General features: G+C 64.0%; 13 protein-coding genes. 8 read left to right on the top strand and 5 right to left on the bottom strand.

Annotated elements, in window-relative coordinates:
• Positions 1-102 precede the first annotated feature (102 nt).
• The 4 genes from ACQY7R_RS14520 to ACQY7R_RS14505 all read left to right on the top strand — a co-directional run bounded on the left by ACQY7R_RS14520 (position 103) and on the right by ACQY7R_RS14505 (position 5,920).
• The gene (locus tag ACQY7R_RS14520) at positions 103-1,143 is read left to right on the top strand and encodes a cytochrome c family protein (RefSeq protein WP_428306311.1); all 1,041 of its coding nucleotides are present in this window, start codon (positions 103-105) and stop codon (positions 1,141-1,143) included.
• A gap of 7 nt (positions 1,144-1,150) precedes the next feature.
• Positions 1,151-2,899 (top strand): cyclic nucleotide-binding domain-containing protein, encoded by a 1,749-nt coding sequence (locus ACQY7R_RS14515; RefSeq protein WP_428306310.1) that lies wholly within the window; start codon positions 1,151-1,153, stop codon positions 2,897-2,899.
• Positions 2,900-3,107: 208 nt separating this feature from the next.
• A complete protein-coding gene (locus ACQY7R_RS14510; protein WP_428306309.1) occupies positions 3,108-3,932 on the top strand; it encodes a hypothetical protein in 825 nt (274 codons plus the stop codon).
• Complete coding sequence (locus ACQY7R_RS14505; protein WP_428306308.1) at positions 3,929-5,920, top strand: hypothetical protein; 1,992 nt, start codon at positions 3,929-3,931, stop codon at positions 5,918-5,920. The genes ACQY7R_RS14510 and ACQY7R_RS14505 overlap by 4 nt, the downstream gene beginning before the upstream one ends.
• A 205-nt stretch (positions 5,921-6,125) precedes the next feature.
• On the opposite strand, the gene ACQY7R_RS14500 is transcribed toward ACQY7R_RS14505, so the two are convergent.
• Positions 6,126-8,051, bottom strand: a complete 1,926-nt coding sequence (locus ACQY7R_RS14500; protein WP_428306307.1) for a hypothetical protein — start codon at positions 8,049-8,051, stop codon at positions 6,126-6,128.
• A gap of 97 nt (positions 8,052-8,148) precedes the next feature.
• Positions 8,149-11,088 carry a multiheme c-type cytochrome gene (locus ACQY7R_RS14495; RefSeq protein WP_428306306.1) on the bottom strand — a complete coding sequence of 980 codons (2,940 nt, stop codon included), beginning with the start codon at positions 11,086-11,088 and terminating at the stop codon, positions 8,149-8,151.
• A gap of 388 nt (positions 11,089-11,476) precedes the next feature.
• On the opposite strand from ACQY7R_RS14495, the gene ACQY7R_RS14490 reads away from it, so the two are divergent.
• The 3 genes from ACQY7R_RS14490 (at position 11,477) to ACQY7R_RS14480 (ending at position 16,812) form a co-directional block, all read left to right on the top strand.
• Positions 11,477-11,896, top strand: coding sequence for a hypothetical protein (locus tag ACQY7R_RS14490; protein WP_428306305.1), 420 nt, complete (start codon positions 11,477-11,479; stop codon positions 11,894-11,896).
• 178 nt (positions 11,897-12,074) lie between these two features.
• On the top strand, positions 12,075-13,499 hold the full coding sequence (locus ACQY7R_RS14485; protein ID WP_428306304.1) for an efflux RND transporter periplasmic adaptor subunit: 1,425 nt from the start codon (positions 12,075-12,077) through the stop codon (positions 13,497-13,499).
• Positions 13,500-13,686: 187 nt separating this feature from the next.
• On the top strand, positions 13,687-16,812 hold the full coding sequence (locus ACQY7R_RS14480) for an efflux RND transporter permease subunit (protein ID WP_428306303.1): 3,126 nt from the start codon (positions 13,687-13,689) through the stop codon (positions 16,810-16,812).
• A 635-nt stretch (positions 16,813-17,447) separates the two neighbouring features.
• On the opposite strand, the gene ACQY7R_RS14475 is transcribed toward ACQY7R_RS14480, so the two are convergent.
• Positions 17,448-18,389, bottom strand: a complete 942-nt coding sequence (locus tag ACQY7R_RS14475; RefSeq protein WP_428306302.1) for a DUF1571 domain-containing protein — start codon at positions 18,387-18,389, stop codon at positions 17,448-17,450.
• 410 nt (positions 18,390-18,799) lie between these two features.
• On the opposite strand from ACQY7R_RS14475, the gene ACQY7R_RS14470 reads away from it, so the two are divergent.
• Positions 18,800-19,420: an MBL fold metallo-hydrolase gene (locus ACQY7R_RS14470; RefSeq protein WP_428306301.1), complete on the top strand. Its 621-nt coding sequence runs from the start codon at positions 18,800-18,802 to the stop codon at positions 19,418-19,420.
• A 113-nt stretch (positions 19,421-19,533) separates the two neighbouring features.
• Here the strand turns inward: ACQY7R_RS14470 and ACQY7R_RS14465 are convergent, their stop codons facing one another.
• Together ACQY7R_RS14465 and ACQY7R_RS14460 are read right to left on the bottom strand one after the other, a co-directional pair.
• A complete protein-coding gene (locus ACQY7R_RS14465) occupies positions 19,534-20,871 on the bottom strand; it encodes a (Fe-S)-binding protein (protein ID WP_428306300.1) in 1,338 nt (445 codons plus the stop codon).
• Positions 20,872-20,995: 124 nt separating this feature from the next.
• Positions 20,996-22,381, bottom strand: a complete 1,386-nt coding sequence (locus ACQY7R_RS14460; RefSeq protein ID WP_428306299.1) for an FAD-binding oxidoreductase — start codon at positions 22,379-22,381, stop codon at positions 20,996-20,998.
• Positions 22,382-22,434 lie beyond the last annotated feature (53 nt).

The raw sequence follows: 22,434 nt of genomic DNA, 5'->3' as shown, positions 1-22,434 counted from the left end.
ACCCGATTCGCTGGCAGGCCTGATTTCCCGCCCAAAATTGCGGCGATTTGTAACCTAAACTTGCGGAGCTTGAAATTCCGTCCAACCGCACGTTTGGGATCAATGAATCGTTCGGCATTGAGGTTCGCAGCGCTAGCACTCCTGTGGTTCGCCCAGGAAGCCCGTGCTGCTGCGCCTGCTCCAGCCGCCGATCAACCGCTCTCCGCCGCCGCGGCGGGATTCATTCAGTGCGATCCTGCCAAGGTGCTTGGCCCCGACTCGTGCACGAAGTGCCACGAGAACGAAATGCTCTCGTGGCGCGAGACGCCCCATTTCGCGACGTTCGAAACGCTTCACCGCATGCCCGAGGCGAAGGCGATTGCCGATCGACTCGGCCTCCGCAGCGTCAAGCGCAACGACGAGTGCACCAAGTGCCACTTCACCGTCCAAGAAGAGCATGGTCGCGAGCGGGTGATTGCCGGCGTCTCGTGCGAGTCGTGCCACGGCGCCGGGCGCGATTGGATTGAGCTCCACGCCGACTACGGCGGGCCGACCGTTACGCGTGCGATGGAATCGCCCGAGCATCGCGCCGAGCGAATTGAAAAGAGCATCGCCGCCGGGATGAACAATCCGGCGAACCTGTACTTGGTCGCTCGTCAGTGCCTCGCCTGCCACACCTCGCCGAACGAACGGCTGGTGAACGTCGGCGGTCACGCGGCGGGGACGCCCGACTTCGAACTCGTCGCCTGGTCGCAAGGCAAGGTGCGGCACAACTTCCTCCGCAGTGGCGGGACGGTGAACGCCCCGTCGAGCCCCGACCGGCTGCGCGTCATGTACATCGTCGGCGTGTTGGCCGACCTCGAAGCGAGCTTGCGAGCCACCGCCGCAGCGAGCCAGAAGTCGACGTTCGGCATTGCCGCCGCCCAACGGGCCGCGCGGCAGAAAAGACGCCTATACGAAATTTCGCAATTGGTCCAGAATCCGCACGTCTCGGCGGCGCTCGACGCAGCCCTCAGCGCGCGACTGAAACTCCACAACCGCGAGGCGATCATTGCCGCGGCGAACGAAGTCGGCAAGCAAGCGTACGAGTTCGCCGCCACGGCCGACGGCGCTCAGCTCTCCGCGATCGATCCGTTGTTGCCGACGCCGGCCCAATACAAGTAGATTCGCCATGGAAGTCGCCGTCAGCAGACCGCAGCGTTGGGACGTGCCGTTCGGCGAATCAATGCGCGACGACGCGATCGATCGCCTGCTATCGATCGAGCCGTTCGCCGGCATCGACGCGGCGAGCTTTCCGGCCTCGCTGCCGCTGCGTGAAATCTTGCGGAACGACACGCGGCTACAGCACTACGCCGCGGGCGACATCATCGTCCGCGAAGGCGACTATGGGAACAGCGCGTTCCTGATCCTCACAGGCCGCGCGCGGGTGGTGCTGGCTGGCCTCTCGCCCGAGGTCCTCGGCCGCAAAGAACCTAAGCGAATTGGCTGGCTCGCCGCGATGGTGCAGTCGTTTACGCGGCCGAAACTCGCCGAAGTCCGCGATTACTCCGCCAGCGAACTCAACTCGAAGGCGAGCTCCCCGCTTCATGCGGGGGGGATCTCAACCGCCGAGCGCGGCGACCCCGGCCACCCGCACATCTTCCTCCAAGACGTCCCGCGCGTCCTCGAAGCGACTGACACCGTCGTCCTCGCCCCGGGCGAAATGTTTGGCGAACTCGCAGCCCTCACCCGCAGCCCGCGCACGGCGACGGTCTTCGCCGAGAACGAAACGACGCTGCTCGAGATTCGCTGGCAAGGCCTCCGCGACCTCATGCGTCGCACCGACGCGCTGCGGCTGCATGTCGAACGCTTGTATCGCCAGAACAGTTTGCTGGTGCACCTCCGCGAAACGCCGCTGCTCCGCGACCTACCCGCTGAGCAACTCGGCATCGTCGCCGATGCGACGCTGTTCGAGAGTCATGGCGCCTTTGATTGGAATGATTCGTTCACCACAGCGGTGAAACGCCGTCCCGGCGATGCGATCGTCGATGAACCCCTCATTGCCGAGGAAGGAACGCCGGCGGATGGGCTGCTACTGATTCGCTCTGGCTTCGCCCGGCAGAGCCGATGCTACGGCAGCGGCCACCGCACCGCGGCGTATCTCGGTCGTGGGCAAACGTTCGGCTTGGCCGAAGCGGTCGCCGCGGCAGGAAGCGGCGTGCCCGCGAAGTGGAACGACTCGCTGCGAGCGGTCGGCTACGTCGACGTGCTGCGGATTCCGCAGAGCGTGCTTGAGCAATCGGTCTTTCCGTACCTCTCGCCCGACGCGCTGGCCAGCGCCGTAAAAGCCCAAGCAACTTATACCGTCGCCCCTCAAACGACAGCGCCGACTGCCACGAATGGCATCGACCAGAGCCTGCTTGAATTCCTCGTCGATCACCGCCTGCTCAACGGCCAAGAAGCGATGGTGATCGACCTCAATCGCTGCACCCGCTGCGACGATTGCGTCCGCGCCTGTGCTGCAACGCACGACAACAACCCGCGGTTTGTGCGGCAAGGGCATCGGCACGGGCCGCTGATGATCGCCCAAGCTTGCATGCACTGCGTCGACCCCGTCTGCATGATCGGCTGCCCCACCGGCGCTATCGGCCGCGACGGCGTGAGCGGCGTCGTGCAAATCAACGATCGCACCTGCATCGGCTGCAGTACCTGCGCGAACAGTTGCCCATACGACAACATTCAGATGGTCGAGGTCCGCGACCAGAGCGGCGCGACGCTCATCGACGCCGCGACGCAGCAGCCGATCGCGAAGGCGACGAAGTGCGATCTCTGCACCGGCCTGCCGGGCGGCCCGGCTTGCCAGCGCGCGTGCCCGCAAGATGCGCTTGTTCGTTTGGACTTAGGTAACTTAGGCGAACTCTCCGCCTTCTTGGCTCGCTGATTCGTCTTCGCCGAGCGCTGCAAAACCGCTACGCTAGCGTGGCTGTAGGTTGGGCTTTCAGCCCGACAGCAGCGCCATCGATTCGCCATGCCGATGGTGCATTCCCTTCGGCCAATCGTCGCCAACGATGTGGAGCGGAACGTTGCGTTGAATTTATCGTCTGTATGCCGTGTACCCGCTGCCGTCAGGCTGAAAGCCTGACCTACTCATGACCACCTTCGCTCGCCGCCGATGGATTGGCGCCGCCGTCACGCTGACGGCGCTCGTCGGCGTATGGCTGTGGGCCGAGCGACTCGAGAACCGGCTCGAATCGTCAAGCTACTTCACCGGTTGGATCCTGCTCACGGCGATCATCGCGCTCGCCGCATTTCAAGTTCGTAAAAAACTCCCCGCCACGCCGCTTGGCACGTCGGCAGCGTGGCTGCAGACGCACATCTACATCGGCCTCGGCTCAGCAGGGCTCTACGCCATCCACGCCCCCTGGCGGTGGCCGAACGGCGTGCTCGAAACGATCCTTTCGCTGCTGTACATCTCCACGTTCCTTAGCGGCGTGATCGGCCTGTACTGGACCCGTTCGCTGCCACGGCGGTTGAGCCGGCTTGGCCAAGAAGTAATCTACGAACGGATCGGCGCCGAGCGACATCGCATTCAAGAGCGTGCCCAGAACGCCATCCTCGCCGCGGTGCGCACCGCCGGCGCCACGACGCTCGGCGAGTTCTACAACGCGCGGCTGCACGATTACTTCTCCACCCGTCGTGGTTGGCGGTTCCGCATTTGGCCGAGCAGCGAGCTCCGCAAGTCGCTCCTCGCCGAACTGACCGACGCGACGCGCTACCTCTCCGACGAAGAACGCAAAACGGCCGAGCAACTGTTCTCACTTCTCCGCCAGCGCGATGATCTCGATTACTCTGAGTCGCTGCAGTGGCGGCTGCGGGCGTGGTTGTTCGTGCACATTGCGCTCACGTACCCGCTGCTGCTGGTCGCGGGACTGCATGCGTGGACGGCGCACCTCTTTTACGGAGGTCTGCCGTGAGAGAGCCGCGAAACCCCGCGACGACCGACCAGTACGAACGCCCGCAGCAGCACTGGAGCTGCGGTTTGGCGGGCGACGGAACCGCCTGCCCGGCAGGGCCAACGGCGCACGGCGCCTGCCCGGCCGCGGCAGCTTGCCACCCGGTGCGCGACGGCGATCGTTGGCACTGCAACCGCTCAGCACTCCGCGGCGGACCATGCGAGGAAGGCCCGACGCCCGACGGCGCCTGCTGCATCGCCTACCGCTGCACGCCAGTGTTGTCGTTGCGGCAGCGACGCGGCCGCTTCGTGGCGGCGATCGCCATCGCCGCGCTCGGCGCGCTGTGTATGGCGCTTAGCGGTTCATTGCGAAACGAGTTCCTCGCCCCCGGCCCACTGTCGATGCATCACGCTCAGCTGCTCGAGGGCGAGAACGCGACGCTCCGCTGCGCGCAATGCCACGCGGCCGGCATGGCGTCGATCAGTTCGTGGTGGGAGCACTCGTTCGGCGGCGGCGAATTGTCGCCGACCCAATCGACGCTCTGCCTCGAATGCCATCGCGACAAGATCGGCGAAGAGTTCGCCCTCGCATCGCACGGCGTGCAACTCGCTTCGCTCGAACGGATGACCGACTTGCGACAGGAACGCCAAGGCAACGCCGCCCCGGCCGACGTGCCGTGGGACCAGCGGCCGCGCAACCCGAACGACCCCATCGCCTGCTCCGCCTGCCATCGCGAGCATCAGGGCCGCATGCACGACCTCCCCGCGGTGAGCAGTGTCGCCTGCCAGTCGTGCCATCGCGCGGAGTTCGACAGCTTCGCCCACGGCCATCCGGAGTTCGGCCAATGGCCCCACCTGCGGCGAACCGGTATCGCGTTCGATCACGCTGCACACCAACTCAAGCATTACCCTGAGGAGAAGCAGGAGTTTTCTTGCGCTGCCTGCCATAAGACCGACGCAACCGGGCAGCGGCAACTGACGGCAAGCTTCGCTGAGAGCTGTGCCCAGTGCCACGACAAGTCGATCGCCGCGAGCTTCGCCGATGGCGTGACGTTCCTCTCGCTGCCGACGGTCGACGCCGACACGCTCGCCGATCACAACATCGATCTCGGCTCCTGGCCGGCGGCTGCGACGGGCGACTTTGAAGGCGCCCCGCCGACCGTTGCCAAGGTGCTGATGCAAGCCGACGCCGCCGGCGCCGCCGCGCTCGGCGTGTTGGGGCCGGATTTTGATTTGTACGACGTCGACATCGACGACCCGACGCAACTCCGCGCCGCCGCACAAACGGCCGAGTCGATTCGCGCGATCGTCAATGAACTTGCCGACCAAGGCGAGCCCGCGCTCGCGGCCCGTTTGAAGTCGCTGCTTGGACGCGAACTCACGGCTGCAGAACTGGCGAATCTTTCTGGCCGGCTGTCAGCGGAGCGGATCGGCGAGTTCCGCGATCAGTCGTTGCTTGGAAAGCCATCGGGTATTCCTGCCGACATTGCCGAACGCCGCCGGCAGCAGCGCCCCGCAGCGGGCGACTGGACGCACGATCCGACGACGCTCACGCTTCGCTACCAACCGACCGGCCATGCCGACCCCTGGCTGCGGGCATGGCTCGACGTCCTCGCCGAAGGGGCGAGCGGAAAGCAGGCCAAACTCTTCGAGCCGCTCCTCACGCAAGCGATGAAGCCAACGGCCCCCGGCCTTTGCGGCAGTTGCCACAGCGTCGACCGCGTCGACGGCCGGCTCGCGATTCAGTGGGAACTGCACGATCCCACACGCGAGCCGCGTAGCTTCACGCGATTCAACCACGCGCCGCACATCGTCATGCCGAAAGCAGGCGACTGCGCGAGCTGCCATCAGTTTGCTGTCGGCGCCGACTTTATGGCGAGCTATGCCGAGCGCGATCCGCATCGCTTCACGTCAGGCTTCGCACCGATGTCGAAAGCCGCGTGCGCCGCCTGCCACACCCCCGCCGCCGCGGGCGACAGCTGCACCCAATGCCACCGCTACCACAAGTAGCCGCGGCAAGTAGCCGCGGGTCAACGACCCGCCGGAGCGGTGATCGAGGGGATTCACCACGAAGGCTCGAAGAGCAAGAAGACGCACCAAGTGAAGCGGAGGGCATTCAATTCCCTTCACTTCTTCTTCGTGCGTCGTGGTGTCCTTCGTGTCTTAGTGGTTCGTCTTCAAAGAATCGCTCCGGCGGGTCGTTGACCCGCGGCTGCTAGAACTTGTGCCGTAGCTCGAGCCGCGCCCCGTCGATGTCGTTCGAATTCTCCAGCCAGCCGTGCATTGCGTCGGCGCGTAAGATCCACGCGTTGCCGAGCCGCACTTGGTAGCGAACGCCGAGGGCGTACTGGTCGCCCGGCGCGATCCGGCCAACCGGGTCGCCAAACGCTTGCAGCACGGCCGTTTCGACGATGAACTGCCGATCGAATTGCCCGCCGAGCAGGTCGACGCCGAAGGCGCCGCCGTAGGTATCGTTGCCCGAGTCGTCGAGGAACGGATACCCGGTGAGCAGGTCGCTCTCGAAGTTGATGCCGGTGTTCTTCAGCGGCCCCTGCAACCGGCCGAGCGGTTGCGGGCGATCGAAACCGGCGAAGAAGTTCGCGTACGGAATCACGTTGTACGGCAGCGGCGTCAGCAAGCTGTTTTCCATCAGTAGCAAGAAGCCGTCAGCCGTCCGCTGATCTTTCGGCACATCTTGGCCGGCGTTGACGATCACCCGCATCGAGTTCGAGAGCAGGTTCGCATAACGCCGCGTGTACGAGGCGCCGAGATTGAAATAGTCGAGCCCCAGGTCTGCGGGATCGTCGACGTACGCTGCGCCGAGTTCGAAATAACCGCCGCGACGCTCCATAAAGGTCGTCACGCCGACGAACTGGGCGTCGTCCGCGTCGACGCTGAACGCATCGGTCGTCAGCTCTTTGAACCCGGCGAAGAAGGTGGTGTCGAAGTTCGAGATATCGAGCCCCGGCGAGTTCTTCGCGGGAATCGTCGCTGCGGCGCCGACGAACGCATCTTCGAGCCACACGCCATTCTGCAGCACCATCGGAATGAGGCCCGCCGCGAACGGCATATCGAACGGCGCGTCGGTGCCGCGGGCGCCGCCGATGAGGTAACCGAGGTCGCCCTCAAAATACATCGTATCGGTGTTCTGATCCCAGCCGTCGAAGTTGTCTTCGACTTCCATCCGGCTCTCGTCGACGACGACGCTGGTGAAGTTTTGCCCCTGGTCGAGCGGGCCGAAGAACATGTGGAACCGCTCGGTCGCGGTGATCGGGAAATCGAGGTCGAGGTTGAGTCGATTCGCCCAAATCCCCTGCGAGTTGCCGACGTTATTGTTGCTCGCCACCGCAGTGCGGAAATCGCCGTACAAGTACAGTTTCGGCCGCACGAGATTCGTCGGCCCCATGAACGTGAACGATGGCGGCCACGCGCCGTTGCCGTACAGCGGCGTGAACCCTTCGATCCACGGATACTGCGTCAGGTTGAGATGTTTGCCGCCATAGACGCCAAGTTCCGCTTGCCCGTCCCAGCAGTAGGAATCGAGCTTCGGATCGGGCGCGAAGTCGATCGACGTGAACGGCGCATCGTTGCTGCACGAGTCGTGGACCGGCGGTTCCGCCTGCATCACCGCGCCGTTGAGCTGCGGGGGCGTCGGCATCTGGTCCCAGATGATCGAGTGCGATGAATCGACGCCCGGCGTCGAGGCAGGGACTGGTCCGTAGCGGCCGAGCGAACGCATGAATCCCGGCACCGCGGGCGGCGGGGCGAGCATCGTGCCCGTCAGCGGCGGGCCGAATACTGCTTGGACGCCGGTGGAGGCTGCATAGGTCGGTGCACAGACGGGCGACGGTGCGAAATTGCCGCTCGTCCCCGTAACGGCGTTGCCTGCGGCGGGATCGACGGCAGGGATAGGCGGAGCGAACGCGCTCGCAGCGCCAGGCGTGCCAGGGTTCGCGGCAAATAAGGCAATCGGTTGGTCGACAACCGGCGGCAACGCTTCGAGCGCCGGTCCTGCTGTTGGCGGAGCAAACAAATCGTCGAACGCCGATTGTGCGTGCACGGGCTCGACGTCAGCGGCCAAACCGACTGCACACAGCGAGACCGCAACCGCCAGCGCGCACCGGCGCCACGGCGTCATCATCGTTCGATCAATTCGTTGCGGCAAAGTCATTCGGCCAGGCGTCGTTTAACTGCTCACTTACTCACCTAAACAGCTACCAACTCAAGCACTTACTCACTCACTCCACGTCGAACTCCACGCTCGACGTATGAAAATCGAGCGTCCCTTCCATCATCGCGCGTTGCATCTCGGCCGTTGAATCGCAGAACCGCATGAAGTACATCGGTTCCGTCCGATTCCGCATCCGGAAGCTCAGGCGATATCGTCCCGGTTCGCACAGCAACTCGCCGGGGATCTTGTACGGCACGGTGCGCGAACCGAGCGGCGCCAGCGATCGCGCTTCCATCCGAATGAACGGCGGATGGTTGAGCACCGAGATCGGCTGCGCGGCTGGCCGGATGAAGGGGAGGGGATCGATGTCGATGTTCACCGGCAGGAAGAACTCGCGGTCGGTTCCCTTGGCGCCGGTGATGAGGAACATCGTCTGCAAGTTGAACAACTGCCAATCGTACGGAATCCGCTTGTGGCGGACGTCTTCCGAGTGGATGTCGGCCAAGTCGCCGAAGCGATCGAGGTAGCCGCTTTCCCACACGCGTTCGCCGCGCGGGTTAATCAGCGCCACATTGGCCCACAGCTGCGGCTGGGCGCCGAGCGACGCCGTCGGCAGGTTATGCCCGTCGTTCGTGTTGGTGACGATGTAGTTGAACTCAAGATCTTGCCCGCGGACGCGCGGCTTCGTGAAGAACGGCCCATTGACGTGCGAGCCGTTCTCCATCACCTGGGCCCGCAGCTGGTTCTTCACCTGCTTTTTCTTGAGGTTCTCATCTATGATGTCGCGGGCGTCGTAGCGGTCGTCCGATTCCTTCCACGCCTCAGGGAAGGTCACGCGAATGGCCCCATCTTCGACGGCATCTTCGAATGCGTCCGTCCCCCAGCCCGCCCGCCAATCGAACTGCAGCCAGTCTTTCATCGACCAGCGATCAGCCTTCGGGTTGAACGGGAACACGCCGGGATGGGCGATCGAATAGCCCGGCCCGTAGAAGACGTGATTTGAATGCTTGCGGTCGGTGTTGACCGTCTTCTTGTTGATCTCGGCCGCGGCGCCATATTCGTAGCCACTTGGCACGCCGGGAATGCGGCCCATGTGGCAATCTTGGCACGAGACCCCCTTCTTGCAGGCCGGCGAGGCGCGGTACTGCTCCCACACCACTTCCAGCTTAATGCCGGGGTATACAGCTACTTGGTGGCAAGACGTACAGAACGACGCGTGCGACAGCTGCGGGAACGAGAACGCCGCCGCGTGCATCGGCTGGCCTAGTCCCGTTTCGTCGGGCGACGTTTTGACTTTGAATTTCTCTTTTTCGTCGATCACCTGCGCAACGCCGTCGCCGCCAAAGGGGCCATACATCGGCGCGTAGACGTCGCCCGGTTCGATGCGGCGTTCGCCGTTGGTCTTGCCGTACCATTCGCGAATGCGATGGCAGGCAATGCACGTGACGCCTTCGCGAGCAACCGGCGGCAGGTCGTACATTGGCGCCGCGCGCGAGATGCCGAGCGTCGTTCCCGCTGGTGAGTGGCAGCGATAGCAGAAGTAGCCAATCGTCCCTTGCGTCAGGTCGTTGATCTTCTGTTCGAAGCGGTGGAACATCGGCGACACGGCCGCGTACGCGTGGCTCGAGACGCTCCACTCTTCGTAGATTTTTTCGTGACAGACGCGGCAGGTCTTCGCGGAGGGGTAGAGCGATTCCGCTGCGAACGTGCAACGCGACTGTTCGCCCGGCGGCCGCTTGTCAGCCGCCTTTGCTCCCGCAGCAGCATTCGCCGCTCCCCCAGCCGCTGCACCACCCGGCTGGCCAGTAGCCGGACCGCCATGCGGTCCGGGAGCAGCGCCATGGGCGCCCCCATGCATCGACGGCATCCCCGCCGGCGGCGGCACAAACGGCGACGGCCCCGCACCAGCCGGCGGTAAAGCAACAGGCGGCGTAGCCAACGGCAGCGTGGTCGTCGGCGGTTGTCCAACTCCCGGCTCGATGCCGTTCGGCGCGATCGGCGGCACGGCTGGAGACGTAACTGGCGGTGCAACCGGCGCTGGTACAGCGGCAGGCGGCGCGACGCGCGGAGTCGCTTCGGGACCAAGCAAGTCGCCGCGATCGTTCAGCATGTCTTGCGCGGGATTGGGCGCCGTGCGCGGAACCGCCGGCTGAGGCGCCGTCGGTTGCGGAGCCACATTAGCTCGCGGCACCGGCGAATGTTCCGGCGCGAGCAAATCGTCGACGCCGTTGAGCAGATCATCATCAGGCCGCAACTTCGCAGCCGCTGGCGCGGAGGCTGGTGCTTGAACAGGAGGCGCAATGACCGCAGGCGCCTGAGCAGGCGGCACTTCAACCGTAGGCGCGAGCCGGGGCGTCCCCGCCCCCGGCTGAGGCGCAACAGACGGCGGCGTCGCAACTGCCGGCTGCTGCGCAGGCGCAGTTCCTACCGCCGCTGGAGTCTCCCCCGCAGGCGCGCCCTTCTGAAACTCCGGCGAAGAATGCAGCAGATCATCCTGCTCGCTGATGAGTTCATCATCCACCGGCGGCAACTGCACGAGCCGCATCACCGGCCCTTCGTGCGTCGTCACCGGCGAACCATTTAGTGGGCCAACGCGAACCGGCCGAGGGTACTTCACCACCGGCGGCACGGGTTCGCCGTTCGCTGCGGGGACGATCGCGTTGTCTTGCATCACTTCCGCTTCGCGCTGCCCGGCCGTCTCGATGTCGGGCTCGCTCGCCAGCGCAATCCACCCGGGGCAACCCCCTTGGGCGAGCATCTGCTGCACTTCTTCTTTGAGCTTCGAAGCGTACTGCGTCGGCTGATTCGCAGAAACGGCCTGCACGCTGTTCGCGGCGTCGTATGGCCCACAGTGGTCGGCCGCCGTCAGCGTCGCGACGCCGCTGCGCTGTTCCCGCGAACTCTGCGGAGCGAGCAACATGCCGCACGCCGCGCACGCCACGAACAGGCAAGCCGTCCGGGCGACCAGCGGCGTGAGACGACGAGTTGGCGATTCGGTGGGCCGCATCAACAGCGCATTCCTGACTCGGCGGAAAAGGAAGCGGCCGCGGGCGCCGCTGCTAGCAGTCGTCTCAAGGTCTACGGATACGGTTTGATTGATCGAACCGGTGCGGAAGGAAGATTGAGACTTGTCTTCGCAGCCCGCAGAGCTTGCCAAGCTTCCGGGGTCAAAATGGCCCGACTAACCCTGCAGGCCCGTGGTGGCTACAATTCCCGTAGCCGCGGCGATTTGCCCTTCAGAAAGCTCGGCCGTGCGAACTAGCGGTGAGCCGTGTTCCGCTGAGAAAATCCAAACTGGGCCGACTTTGCCGGTTAGGAAAAAGGTAGGCTGGAGGGCTGGGCGCCCTCAGCCCGATGTTAGCCACAGAGTTCCGACCCTCCGCGTCGTCCGTGCGATGAACCGAATCTTTGCCACCTTCGCCGCCTGCATGTTGCTGCTCCACGCAGCCATCGGTTGCTGCTGGCATCATCAGCACGTTGCCGCGCAGGTCGAAGCGAGCGAATCGCAACTCTTGCCTGTCGTCTGCGGTGGGCATGCCCACTCGCATGACGGACACCGTCACGACCACGACTCAGCGCCGGCCGAACCCGAGCATCGTCACTCCGACGACGGCTGTGGTGAAGAGGCCTGCCAGTTCGTGAAGAGCGACGCCGGTTACAGCCTATCGCTGCTCGACGGCGCCATGCTCGCCACGGCCCCGGCGATCGATACGACGATTGTGAACGAAGGCCGCTTCGCCCGTCGCGATCGCCGCACCGGCCACATTCTCGAGGGCGTGCCCCTCCATCTACGTCACCAAGTCTTGGTGATCTGACGCTCGCCGCTGCGCGCATTCCCCCAGCGCAGCGTTCGCCGCCTCTAGCCCCGGGCTCTGCCCGGGGGTCGATTACCATTCCGGTAGACATCGTCGCGCGTGACGTCACCCCTGGGCAGAGCCCGGGGCTACTAAACGCTCCACCACTCACGCCGCAAGCCTCGCCGCAGGTACGCATATGCCCGCTCGCACAACAACCACCCTCATCGGCTGGACTGTCATCATCGTCTCCATCGTCGCTGGCCTCGCCGGCGGTGCGTGGCTGATCGCCTCGCGCAATGGTTCGTCCGGCGAACCGAGCGCCGCCGACTTCGCCGCGGCGCTCGGCGGCAAATCTGCCGAAGACGATCACGAACACGCCCCCGGCGACGGCCATGATCACACCGAAGGCGAGGGGCATGACCACGCTGGCCACGATGAAGGAAACTCACTCGAACTCAGCCCTCAAGCCCTCAAAAACATCGGCTACGAGCCCTTCACCGTTGCGGCCCGCGATTTCGAACGCAAGATCTCGCTGCCCGGCATGATCGTCGAACGCCCCGGCAAAACGCAGTACCGCGTTTCGGCCCCGCTCGGCGGCGTCGTCACGAAGGTCCACGTCATCGAAGGCGAAACCGTCGCCGTCGGCCAACCGCTGTTCGACGTGCGACTCACCCACGAAGAACTCGTTTCCGCTCAGGGCGAGTACCTCAAGACGCTCGAAGAACTCGACGTCGTCAATCGCGAAATTGAGCGGCTCGAAGCACTCACCGAAGGGGTCATTCCAGGCAGCCGTCTCCGCGACCAGAAGTACGAGCGGCAGAAGCTCGAAGCGCTGCTTCGCGCCCAGCGGCAATCGCTCCTCCTCCACGGCCTCAGCGATGCGGAAGTCGACGAGATCGTGAAGACGCGGCTCCTGCTGCAGTCGCTCACCATCAAAGCCCCGCCGCATGACGAGCAGTGCGACTGCGGCGATGAGCAACTCCTGCATGTGCAAAGCTTGCCGGTCGAGCGTGGCCAGCAAGTCGAAGCGGGCGCAACGCTTTGCGTGCTCGCCGACCATTGCAAACTCTACATCGAAGGGACCGCGTTCGAGGAAGACGCGACGCAAATCCGCGACGCGGCCTCGCGCGGCGCTGCCGTCTCCGCCGACCTACTCGTGCGCGATCGCCGCGAACCGATGATCGAAGGCCTCAAGATTCTCTACCTTTCGGACCAAGTCGACCGCGAATCGCGGGCGTTCCACTTTTACCTGACGCTGCCGAACGAAATCGCCCTCGACCGCACGGAGGGCGAGCACCGCTTCATGCAGTGGAAGTTCAAGCCCGGCCAACGCGTCGAGCTCCGCGTCCCCGTTGAGAAGTGGGAGAGCCGCCTCGTCGTTCCGGCCGAGGCGATCGTCAGCGACGGCTCTGAGGCGTACGTCTTCCAGCAGAACGGCTCGCACTTCGACCGCGTCGCTGTCCACGTCGAGTACCGCGACCAGCAATCGGCGGTCATCGCCGCCGACGGCGCGCTCAAACCGAAAGCCGTCATCGCCGCTCGCGGGGCGTTCCAGATGAACCTCGACCTCAAGAACAAAGCCGGCGGCGGCGTCGACGCCCACGCGGGGCACACGCACTAGATTCAACCGTGAATCACAGCAAATAAAGAGAGTAATCGGTAATCGGTGATCTGTGATCGGAAAGAACCATCCTCGATTCACAACTGACAACTGACCACGGACAACTGACAAATCGCATTCGCGACTATTCGCGTGATTCGCGGGTAGGTATTTCCTCTAGTTTATAAACAGCAGTTTGAGTTCCTCAATGCTCAACGCCATCATCCGCCTCTCGCTCCAGTACCGCTTCGTGACGATCACGCTCGCGCTTGTCACGCTCGTCTACGGCGGCTACACGCTCTTCAACCTGCCCATCGACGTCTTCCCCGACCTCAATCGCCCCCGCGTGACGATCATCACCGAGGCCCACGGCCTCGCGCCCGAAGAAGTCGAAACGCTCGTCTCCTTCCCGCTCGAGTCGGTTCTCAACGGCGCCACCGGCGTCGAGGCGGTCCGCAGCACCTCCGACGTCGGCCTGTCGGTGATTTACGTCGAATTCAAATGGGGGACCGACATCTACCTCGCGAGGCAAATCGTCACTGAGAAGATCGCTCTCGCCGCCGATCGCATGCCGAGCGGCGTTCATCCGCAGCTTGCCCCCGTCTCGTCGATCATGGGGCAGATCATGATGATCGGCATGGTCAGCGAAACGGGCGCCACGTCGCCAACCGAGGTGCGTACGCTCGCCGATTGGGTCGTCCGCCAGCGGCTGCTCACCATCCCCGGCGTCGCGCAAATCGTCACGATGGGCGGCGGCCGGCTGCAGTTTCAGGTTCTCGTGAATCCTGAATCGCTGGTGAAGTACGACGTCTCGCTGCAGAACGTCGAAGAGGCCCTCGCCAAGTCGAACAACAACGCCACGGGCGGCTACCTCAACGTCGGCGAGAACGAACTCCTCGTCCGCGCGATCGGCCGCGTCGAGAGCCTCGCCGATCTTGAATCGGTCGTCGTGAAGGCCGACCGCGAACGTCCCGTCCTGCTCGGCCAGGTGGCGAAGATCGTCGAAGGCGACCAGATCAAGCGGGGCGAAGCCGCCGTCGACGGTTCGCCCGCAGTACTGCTGATCGTCACCAAGCAACCGGGCGCCGACACCCGCGACCTCACCGACCGCGTCGTCCGCGCTGTGAACGATTTGCAAAGCTCGCTGCCGAAAGACGTCCGCATCGATCCGAACATCTACCAGCAGCGGGTCTTCATCGATCTCAGCATTCACAACGTCATCGAAGCGCTCCGTGACGGCGGCATCCTCGTCGTCATTATTCTGTTCATCTTCCTGCTCAACTTCCGCACGACGTTCATCACGCTCACCGCGATTCCACTGTCGATTGTCTCCGCCGGCCTCGTGTTCAAGTGGTTCGGCATGTCGATCAACACGATGACGCTCGGCGGCCTTGCCGTCGCGGTCGGCGAACTGGTCGACGACGCGATCGTCGACGTCGAAAACATTTTCCGCCGCTTGCGCGAGAATCGCCATGCCGCGGTCCAGAAGCCGGCGATTCAAGTGATTTACGAAGCGAGCAGCGAAGTCCGCAACTCGATCGTCTTCAGCACGATCCTCGTGGTGCTTGTCTTCGTGCCGCTGTTCGCCCTCGGCGGCATGGAAGGGCGGCTCTTTGTGCCGCTCGGCGTCGCCTACATCGTCTCGATCATCGCCTCGCTTGTCGTGTCGCTCACGGTCACGCCCGTGCTGTCGTACTGGCTGCTGCCGAACGCCAAGTTCATGGCCGAGGAAAAAGACGGCTTCCTGCTACGCTGGCTGAAGTCGATCGGCGGCCTCGTCATTCGCTTTAGTGTGCAGCATCCGTGGCCGATTCTCATCGCCGTCCTTATCGCCGTCGGCGCCAGCGGCGTCGCGGTGACGCAAATGGGCCGCGACTTTCTGCCGCCGTTCGACGAGGGGACGGTGCAGGTCAACGTCCTCGTGCAGCCCGGCACCTCGCTCGAAGCCTCGAACCGCATCGGCGCCATCGTCGACGAGCGGCTGCTGCAAGTCCCCGGCGTCGTGACGATCGCCCGCCGCACGGGCCGTGCCGAACTCGACGAACATGCGATGGGCGTCAACGTCTCCGAGATCATCGTCACGATCGATCCCGGTTCAGGCCGCACGCGCGAGCAGATTCTCGACGACATCCGCCATCAACTCGCCGACGTGCCCGGCACGACCATCGCCGCCGAGCAACCGCTGCAGCATCTCATTTCGCACATGCTCTCCGGCGTCCAGGCCCAGGTGGCGATCAAACTTTACGGCGACGATCTCACCGTCCTCCGCCGCACGGCCGCCGAGATGAAAAAAGCGATCACCGGCGTGCCCGGCGTCACCGACCTGATGGTCGAACAGCAGACCCTCATCCCGCAGTTGCAGATCCAAACCCGTCGCGACGAACTCGCCCGCAACGGCCTCACGGTCGACGACGTCAACGAATTCATCGAGACTGCGATGAACGGCCGCAAGGTGTCGGAAGTCCTCCGCGGGCAACGCAACTTCGATCTCGTCGTCCGCCTCGACGAACCCTACCGCGAAGACATCGAGTATCTGAAACGCCTGCGCATTAACCTCCCCACGGGTGGCGGCGGGGTGCCGTTGAGCGCCGTTGCCGATGTCGTCGAAGCCAGCGGTCCCAACACGATCAACCGCGAAAACGTCCGCCGCCGCATCGTCGTCTCGTGCAACACCACGGGCCGTGACCTGGCGAGCGTCGTCGGCGACATTCAAAAACGTCTGGCGCCGATCCAAGCGTCGCTCCCCACCGGCTACTTTATTCAGTACGGCGGGCAGTTCGAGAGCCAACAATCGGCGACGCAAATGATCGGCCTGCTCAGCCTCGCGTCGCTGGCGTGCATGTTCCTCGCCCTTTACACGCTCTTCCGCTCAGTAAACCTCGCGCTGCAAGTGCTGGCCGCGCTGCCGATGGCGGCGATCGGCGCCGTCACCGCACTGCTCATCACGGGCCAGTCGCTCACGGTGGCGAGCATGGTCGGCTTCATCTCGCTCGCCGGCATCGCGTCGCGCAACGGCATTTTGCTGATTGCCCACTACCTTCACCTCGTGCGGCACGAAGGTGAAAGCTTCTCGCTCGAAATGATCGAACGCGCCGGCAAGGAGCGGCTGGCACCGATGTTGATGACCGCCCTCACCGCCGGCATCGCGCTCATCCCGCTTGTCCTCGCGGCGGGGGAGCCGGGCAAAGAAATTCTCTACCCCGTCGCCACCGTGATCCTCGGCGGCCTGATCAGCTCAACGCTCCTCGACTTCTTCGTCCACCCGGCCCTCTTCTGGCTCTTCGGCCGCAAGGCGGCGGAGCGGAGCGAGCATGAAGAGAGCGAGTGGGCGTGAGGAGGTGGGGCAGTTGTCAGTTGTCAGTTGCGGCGCCTCTAGAACGCCAACGGCGTTCCACAACAAAGCCCAGGGTCGCCGCAACGCGGCGCACCCTGGGTATCAGGCATCCACAACCGCAGTCACCCCAACGGGGTTACACAATCTCCACCATTGCACGGCGAACATTGTGAAACCCCGTTGGGGTTTTTTTCTCGACACGCGCCTGGACCCAGGGTGCGCTGCGCGACCCTGGGCTTTGTTGTTCAACGCCGTTGGCGTTGCGAACTTGTGATGCCACTCAGAGAGCGCGGACGCGATTGGGGCCCGTCGCTCTAACCACTGGTCGTTTTCGCGTTTCGTTTTCTTCGCGTCAACCTGGCCAAATCTGCCAGGCACGCGCCGCGCGAACTGCACGCTATGCTCCACGCATGCCAACCACCTGCTGCGATCTCTGCCATTCCGCCGACCAAAAAACAAAGCGGACGCCGACATTACTCGGCGTCCGCTCGTTATGTGATCGCTGCCGGACCGCTTACCGCCACTCGCTGGTCGAGGCGCTTGTCGAATTCCAACGGAATTCAACGCCCTTGCCAGCAACCGCGACGGGCTCCGCTCACCGGCAAGCCGCCTGAGCGACGCCCCGTTACCAGGCGTTAGTTCTTGAACAGCTCGACGTTCTTCGTGCGGTCAAAGTCCGCATCGGTAAAGCCGTTGTTCACCTTCAGGTTGAGGTACGTGTAAGCTTCTTCGAGCGGCGGTTCTTCGCCCGGATTTTGCGGCCAGAGGTACGCCGCGTAGCGAATCGGCACGCGAAGCTCGTTGTCGATGAAGACCTGCGCCTTGTGGAAGCGGAAGTTCTTCCGCGGCGTCGGGTGAACGACTTCGATCACCGTCACCGGACGCTTGTCGGTCGCGGTGCCAATCGTCGTTTGCAGCGTGCGAACTTCGCACTCGCCGAAGTTGATGTCCTTCGAAGCGACGTCGATCAGTTCAGTCGTCAGGTTGCGGATGCCGAGCTTGCTGATCGGGTACTTCTGGCCAGCCATCGCGAGGCGGCCATCGGGATCAAGTTCAAACACGCCGAGCTTCTTGCGGAAGCCCGAGTCGCGGGCATGCAGCACGCCCTTCTCGCCGTTCGGGCCGGCGACGTACAAGCACTCGCGACCCTTGTTCGGCGACAGGAAGAACATGTGGACGCTGAACGGCTGGTGCCGCACCTTCACGAAGGCGACTTCCTGCTCTTGCAGTTCGCCGTCGATCCGCTCCTGCTTGTACATGATCGCCGAGTAATCTTTGATGTCGGCGTCGATGTGCTGCACGCCCTCTTGGGCGACGCGAAGCGCGGGCATCAGCGGGTGTTCGCCCGGCTTCTGTTCCAGGTCGAACGGCGCGCCAGCGGCCGGCTCGGCAATGCGAGCGGCGACTTGCGTTGGCTGTTGCGTTTGCGCGGCAGCGGCATTGGCCACGCGGTGGACTGGTTCAACGGTTCCTGCCGGCGCTTGAGCCTGCGCGCCGCGACCCGCCAGCAGCGAAACTGCCAGGGCTAGTGCAGGCGTACATTGGCGTAACACGCGAAGACGTAATTGACAGCTCATTCTGGGCGCTCTCCTATGGCGGCCTCCGGCCGCATGATTGGCAGGGCGTTTGTATTTTCTAGGCGGGGACAGGGAAGCAAACGTCGTTCCTCACCCTGTCGGCGATTGGTGGCGGGGGCGTGCTTGCGTCGTTGGTCAGGCGGTTGCCAACGCGGAAATCCCAAGCGGGCTAAGGAGTTCTGCGTTAAGGTTTGACCAATCGGAAGGTCGCTAGGCGCGGACGATCCCTCTTGCCGCTTCCTAACTATCGTTCGCACTGGGCGAAACAATTACAATCGTCGTAACCTGGACCGGGAGTCAGCCTAACCGTTTCAGCCGATACCCCCAAGGCGGGGAATCGTATCCGAGTGTTACGACCACGAAAAGGTTAAACTGTGCAGAACAAGGAAACTTCCCCATTTGTCCGTGTCGTGACCTCTGCGCTGTTTGAGGAAAATGCCTATCTTCTCTCGCTTGCCGAGGGAGGCGCCTGCATCGTCGTCGACCCCGGACTTGAGCCTGATCGCATCGTCGACGAGCTCGAAGCGGCCGGACTCCACCCGGTGGCGATCCTCAACACCCACGGCCACGCCGACCACATTGCTGGCAACGGCTACCTGAAAGAACGCTGGCCCGACGCCCCGCTAGTGATCGGCGCCGGCGACGCCTGGAAGCTAACCGACGCGAAGGGGAACCTCTCGGCCGGGTTCGGGATGCCGATCGTTAGCCCCCTGGCCGATCGGACCGTCGACGAAGGCGAGGTCGTCGAGTTCGCCGGAATTCGCTGGACCGTCTACGACACCCCGGGCCACAGCGCGGGCCACGTCATTTTCGTCGCGAAGGAGCTCTCGCCGATGATCGTCCTCGGCGGCGACGTGCTGTTCGCCGGCAGCATCGGCCGCAGCGACTTTCCCGACGGCGATCACGAGACGCTCATCGAATCGATCCGCACAAAGCTGCTGACGCTGCCTGATAACGCTGTGGTGCTCCCCGGCCACGGCCCGCCAACGACGGTGGGCGAAGAACGCCGCACGAATCCGTTTTTGGCGTAACCCCTAGCCCCGGGCTCCGCCCGGGGGTCGCGCACCATGCCGATGGTACGTCGCCCCGACTTCACGCCGACCCCCGGGCGGAGCCCGGGGCTAGAATGCGAGGTGCCGCTGCGCTAGTTCGCACCTGCTTCGCGCCGGTATGCTTCCGCCAACAACTCCACCGGATGGCACGCCCGCACATGGGCCAGCCGCGGGTCGCGGCGCATACCGTTCTCGATTTGCATCAAGCACCCCGGGTTGCCGCTCGCGAGCACCGACGCGCCGGTCGCGGCAATATGTTCCAGCTTGCGACCGAGCAGCTTCGCCGATTGCTCCGGCTGCGTGATGCTGTAGACGCCCGCGCTGCCGCAGCACCAGTCAGACTCCGCCAGCGGCACGAGATCGACGCCCGGCAACAGCTTCAACAGCGCGAGCGGCTGCGCAGCAATCTTCTGCCCATGCAACAAGTGACAAGAAGCGTCGTAAGTCACCCGCAGCGAGCCGGGGCGTCCCGCCCCCGGCGCATTGGTGTTTTCTTGCGGCGCGCGGCACCCAATCTCCACCAACCACTCGCTCACATCGCGCACCTTGCGATCCCAAGCGACCGCCCGCGAGTGATATTTCGAGTCGTGATGCAACAGCTCAGCATACTTCTTCAAATGCGATCCACACCCGCCCGCGTTGCTGATGATCGCATCGAACTTCTCAACGTCGTACAGATCGAGATTCTTCCGCGCCAGATCGCGAGCCAATTCCAACTCGCCGTTGTGGGCATGCAGCGAACCACAGCAATACTGCAGTCGTGGCGTCACTACTTCGCAGCCGTTCGCCAGCAGCACGTCGGCCGTCGCGCGGTTGATAGGGCTGAAGAGCAAATCTTGCACGCAGCCGGTGAGGAGCGCCACGCGATATTTCGCCGGCGCTGCCGGCGTTTCGACCGGCGCGATGCGGGCGTTCGAAAAGGGCGCTACCACCGTCGGGGTCGCCGCTTCCATCACCTGCAACTGCCGCGGCAGGAGCTTCATCACGCCAAGCTTCCGCAGCGCCGACTGCACGCCCAGCTTTTGGTAGAGCCACAGCGAACGGCCCACCGCTCGCATTAGCCGCGGATGCCGGAACAACACCGAGAGATTCGCCCAACGAAACAACCGCCGCGCCGGACCGCCGATGACGCCGCGCCGCTCCACTTCGCCGCGGGCATTTTCCAGCAGCGTGCCGTAGTCGACCCCGGCCGGGCACGCCGTCTGGCAAGCGAGACAGCCGAGGCAGTACGACATCTCCTCGGCAAACGTCTGGGTAACGTCGAGCCGCCCGTCGGCCACCTCGCGCATCAACCGAATCCGCCCGCGCGGGCTGCTCCGCTCGAACTTCGTCTCGTCGTACGTCGGGCAGGTGGGCAAGCACATGCCGCAATGCATGCATTGCTGCAGCACGGAGTAGTCGAGCGATTTGAGAAGGTTCAGTTCAGACAAGGTCGTTCAACTGCATCGAAGGGAGATAACTAACCACGAAGGCACGAAGCTCGCCAAGAAAATCACCAAGAAGAATCTTGCTTGGTGCGTCTTGATGCCCTTGGTGTCTTCGTGGTTTGTATTGTCATTCAAAAATCTTGCCAGGATTGAGCAGCCCGTCGGGGTCGAGCGCGCCCTTCACCAGCTTCAACAACTGGTAGCTGTTGTCGCCCAGTTGCTGCTTCAAGTACGGCTTCTTCGCCAGGCCCACGCCATGTTCGCCGGTGATCGTGCCGCCGACCGCGAGCGTGCGGTCGACGATCTCGGCCAGCGAGAGCTCGACGCGATGCATCTCGTCGGCGTTCCGTTCATCGGTGAGGTACGTCGGGTGCAGGTTGCCGTCGCCCATGTGGCCAAAGGTGCCGATCTGCAGCCCATGCTTTGCGGCCGACGCGGCGATGAACGCCACCATCCCCGCGAGTTCGCTCCGCGGTACGGTGACGTCTTCGAGGATCGTCGTCGGCCGCACGCGGGCGAGTGCCGAGAACGCCGCTCGCCGCGCCGAGAGCAACTTGTTCGCTTCCGCGTCGTCAGCCGCGGTCCGCACCGAAATCGCGCCGCAAGCAGTGGCGATCGCCGCCATCGCAGCCGCTTCTTCCGCGACGACGTGCGGATGGCCATCAGTTTCCATGATCAGCACGGCCGCCGCTTCGGTCGGCAAGCCGACGTGGGCGAAATCCTCAACGCAGCGAATCGTCTGCTGGTCGAGAAACTCGAGCGTGCAGGGAATGATCTTCGCCGCGATGATGTTCGAAACCGTTTCGCCTGCCGCTTCGAGCGTCGTGTACGACGCGAGCATCGTCTTGCGAGCTTGAGGCAGCGGCACGAGCTTCAGCAGCACCCGCGTCACAATGCCGAGCGTTCCCTCGGAGCCGACGAACAAGTCCCGCAGGTTGTACCCCGCGACGTCTTTAACGCACTTGTTGCCAAGCCACACGACCTCGCCATTCGCGAGGACCGCTTCGAGGCCCATCACATAGTCGCGGGTTACGCCGTATTTCAGGCCGCGCAGGCCGCCCGAGTTCTCGGCGACGTTGCCGCCGATCGTCGAAATCTTTCGCGATCCCGGATCGGGCGGATAGAACAGCCCATGCTTGCCGGCCGTCTCGTCGATCGTCTGCGTGATGCAGCCCGCCTCAACTTCAATGGTGAGGTTCCGCGGATCGAGTTCGATGATCCGGTCCATCCGATTGAGGCAGACGACGAGCGCCCCCTCCATCGGCACGCTGCCGCCGCTCAGCCCGGTGCCCGAACCGCGCGTCACGATCGGCGCCCGATGCCGCCGCGCCGTCTGCACGCAAAACGCCACCTCGGCTGTCGTCAGCGGAAAAACGACGCACGCCGGATTCTGCCGCAGCGCCGCGGTGCCGTCGTAGGCGTAAACCGCCAGATCCTCGGCCGCCGTCAGCACCCGATCGGCGCCGAGTTGCTGGGCAAGTTCCTCGGCAAGCGAAACGACCGTCTGCGACATGGGGGCTAGTTCAATGGCGGTGAGCGAACGACAAACCGCCAGTATAAACAAAC

It is taken from the genome of Lacipirellula sp. (assembly GCF_965279485.1).
GTDB lineage: Bacteria > Planctomycetota > Planctomycetia > Pirellulales > Lacipirellulaceae > Lacipirellula.
The sequence above is the reverse complement of the archived record's forward strand: the minus strand, read 5'-3'. Positions and strand labels throughout refer to the sequence as shown.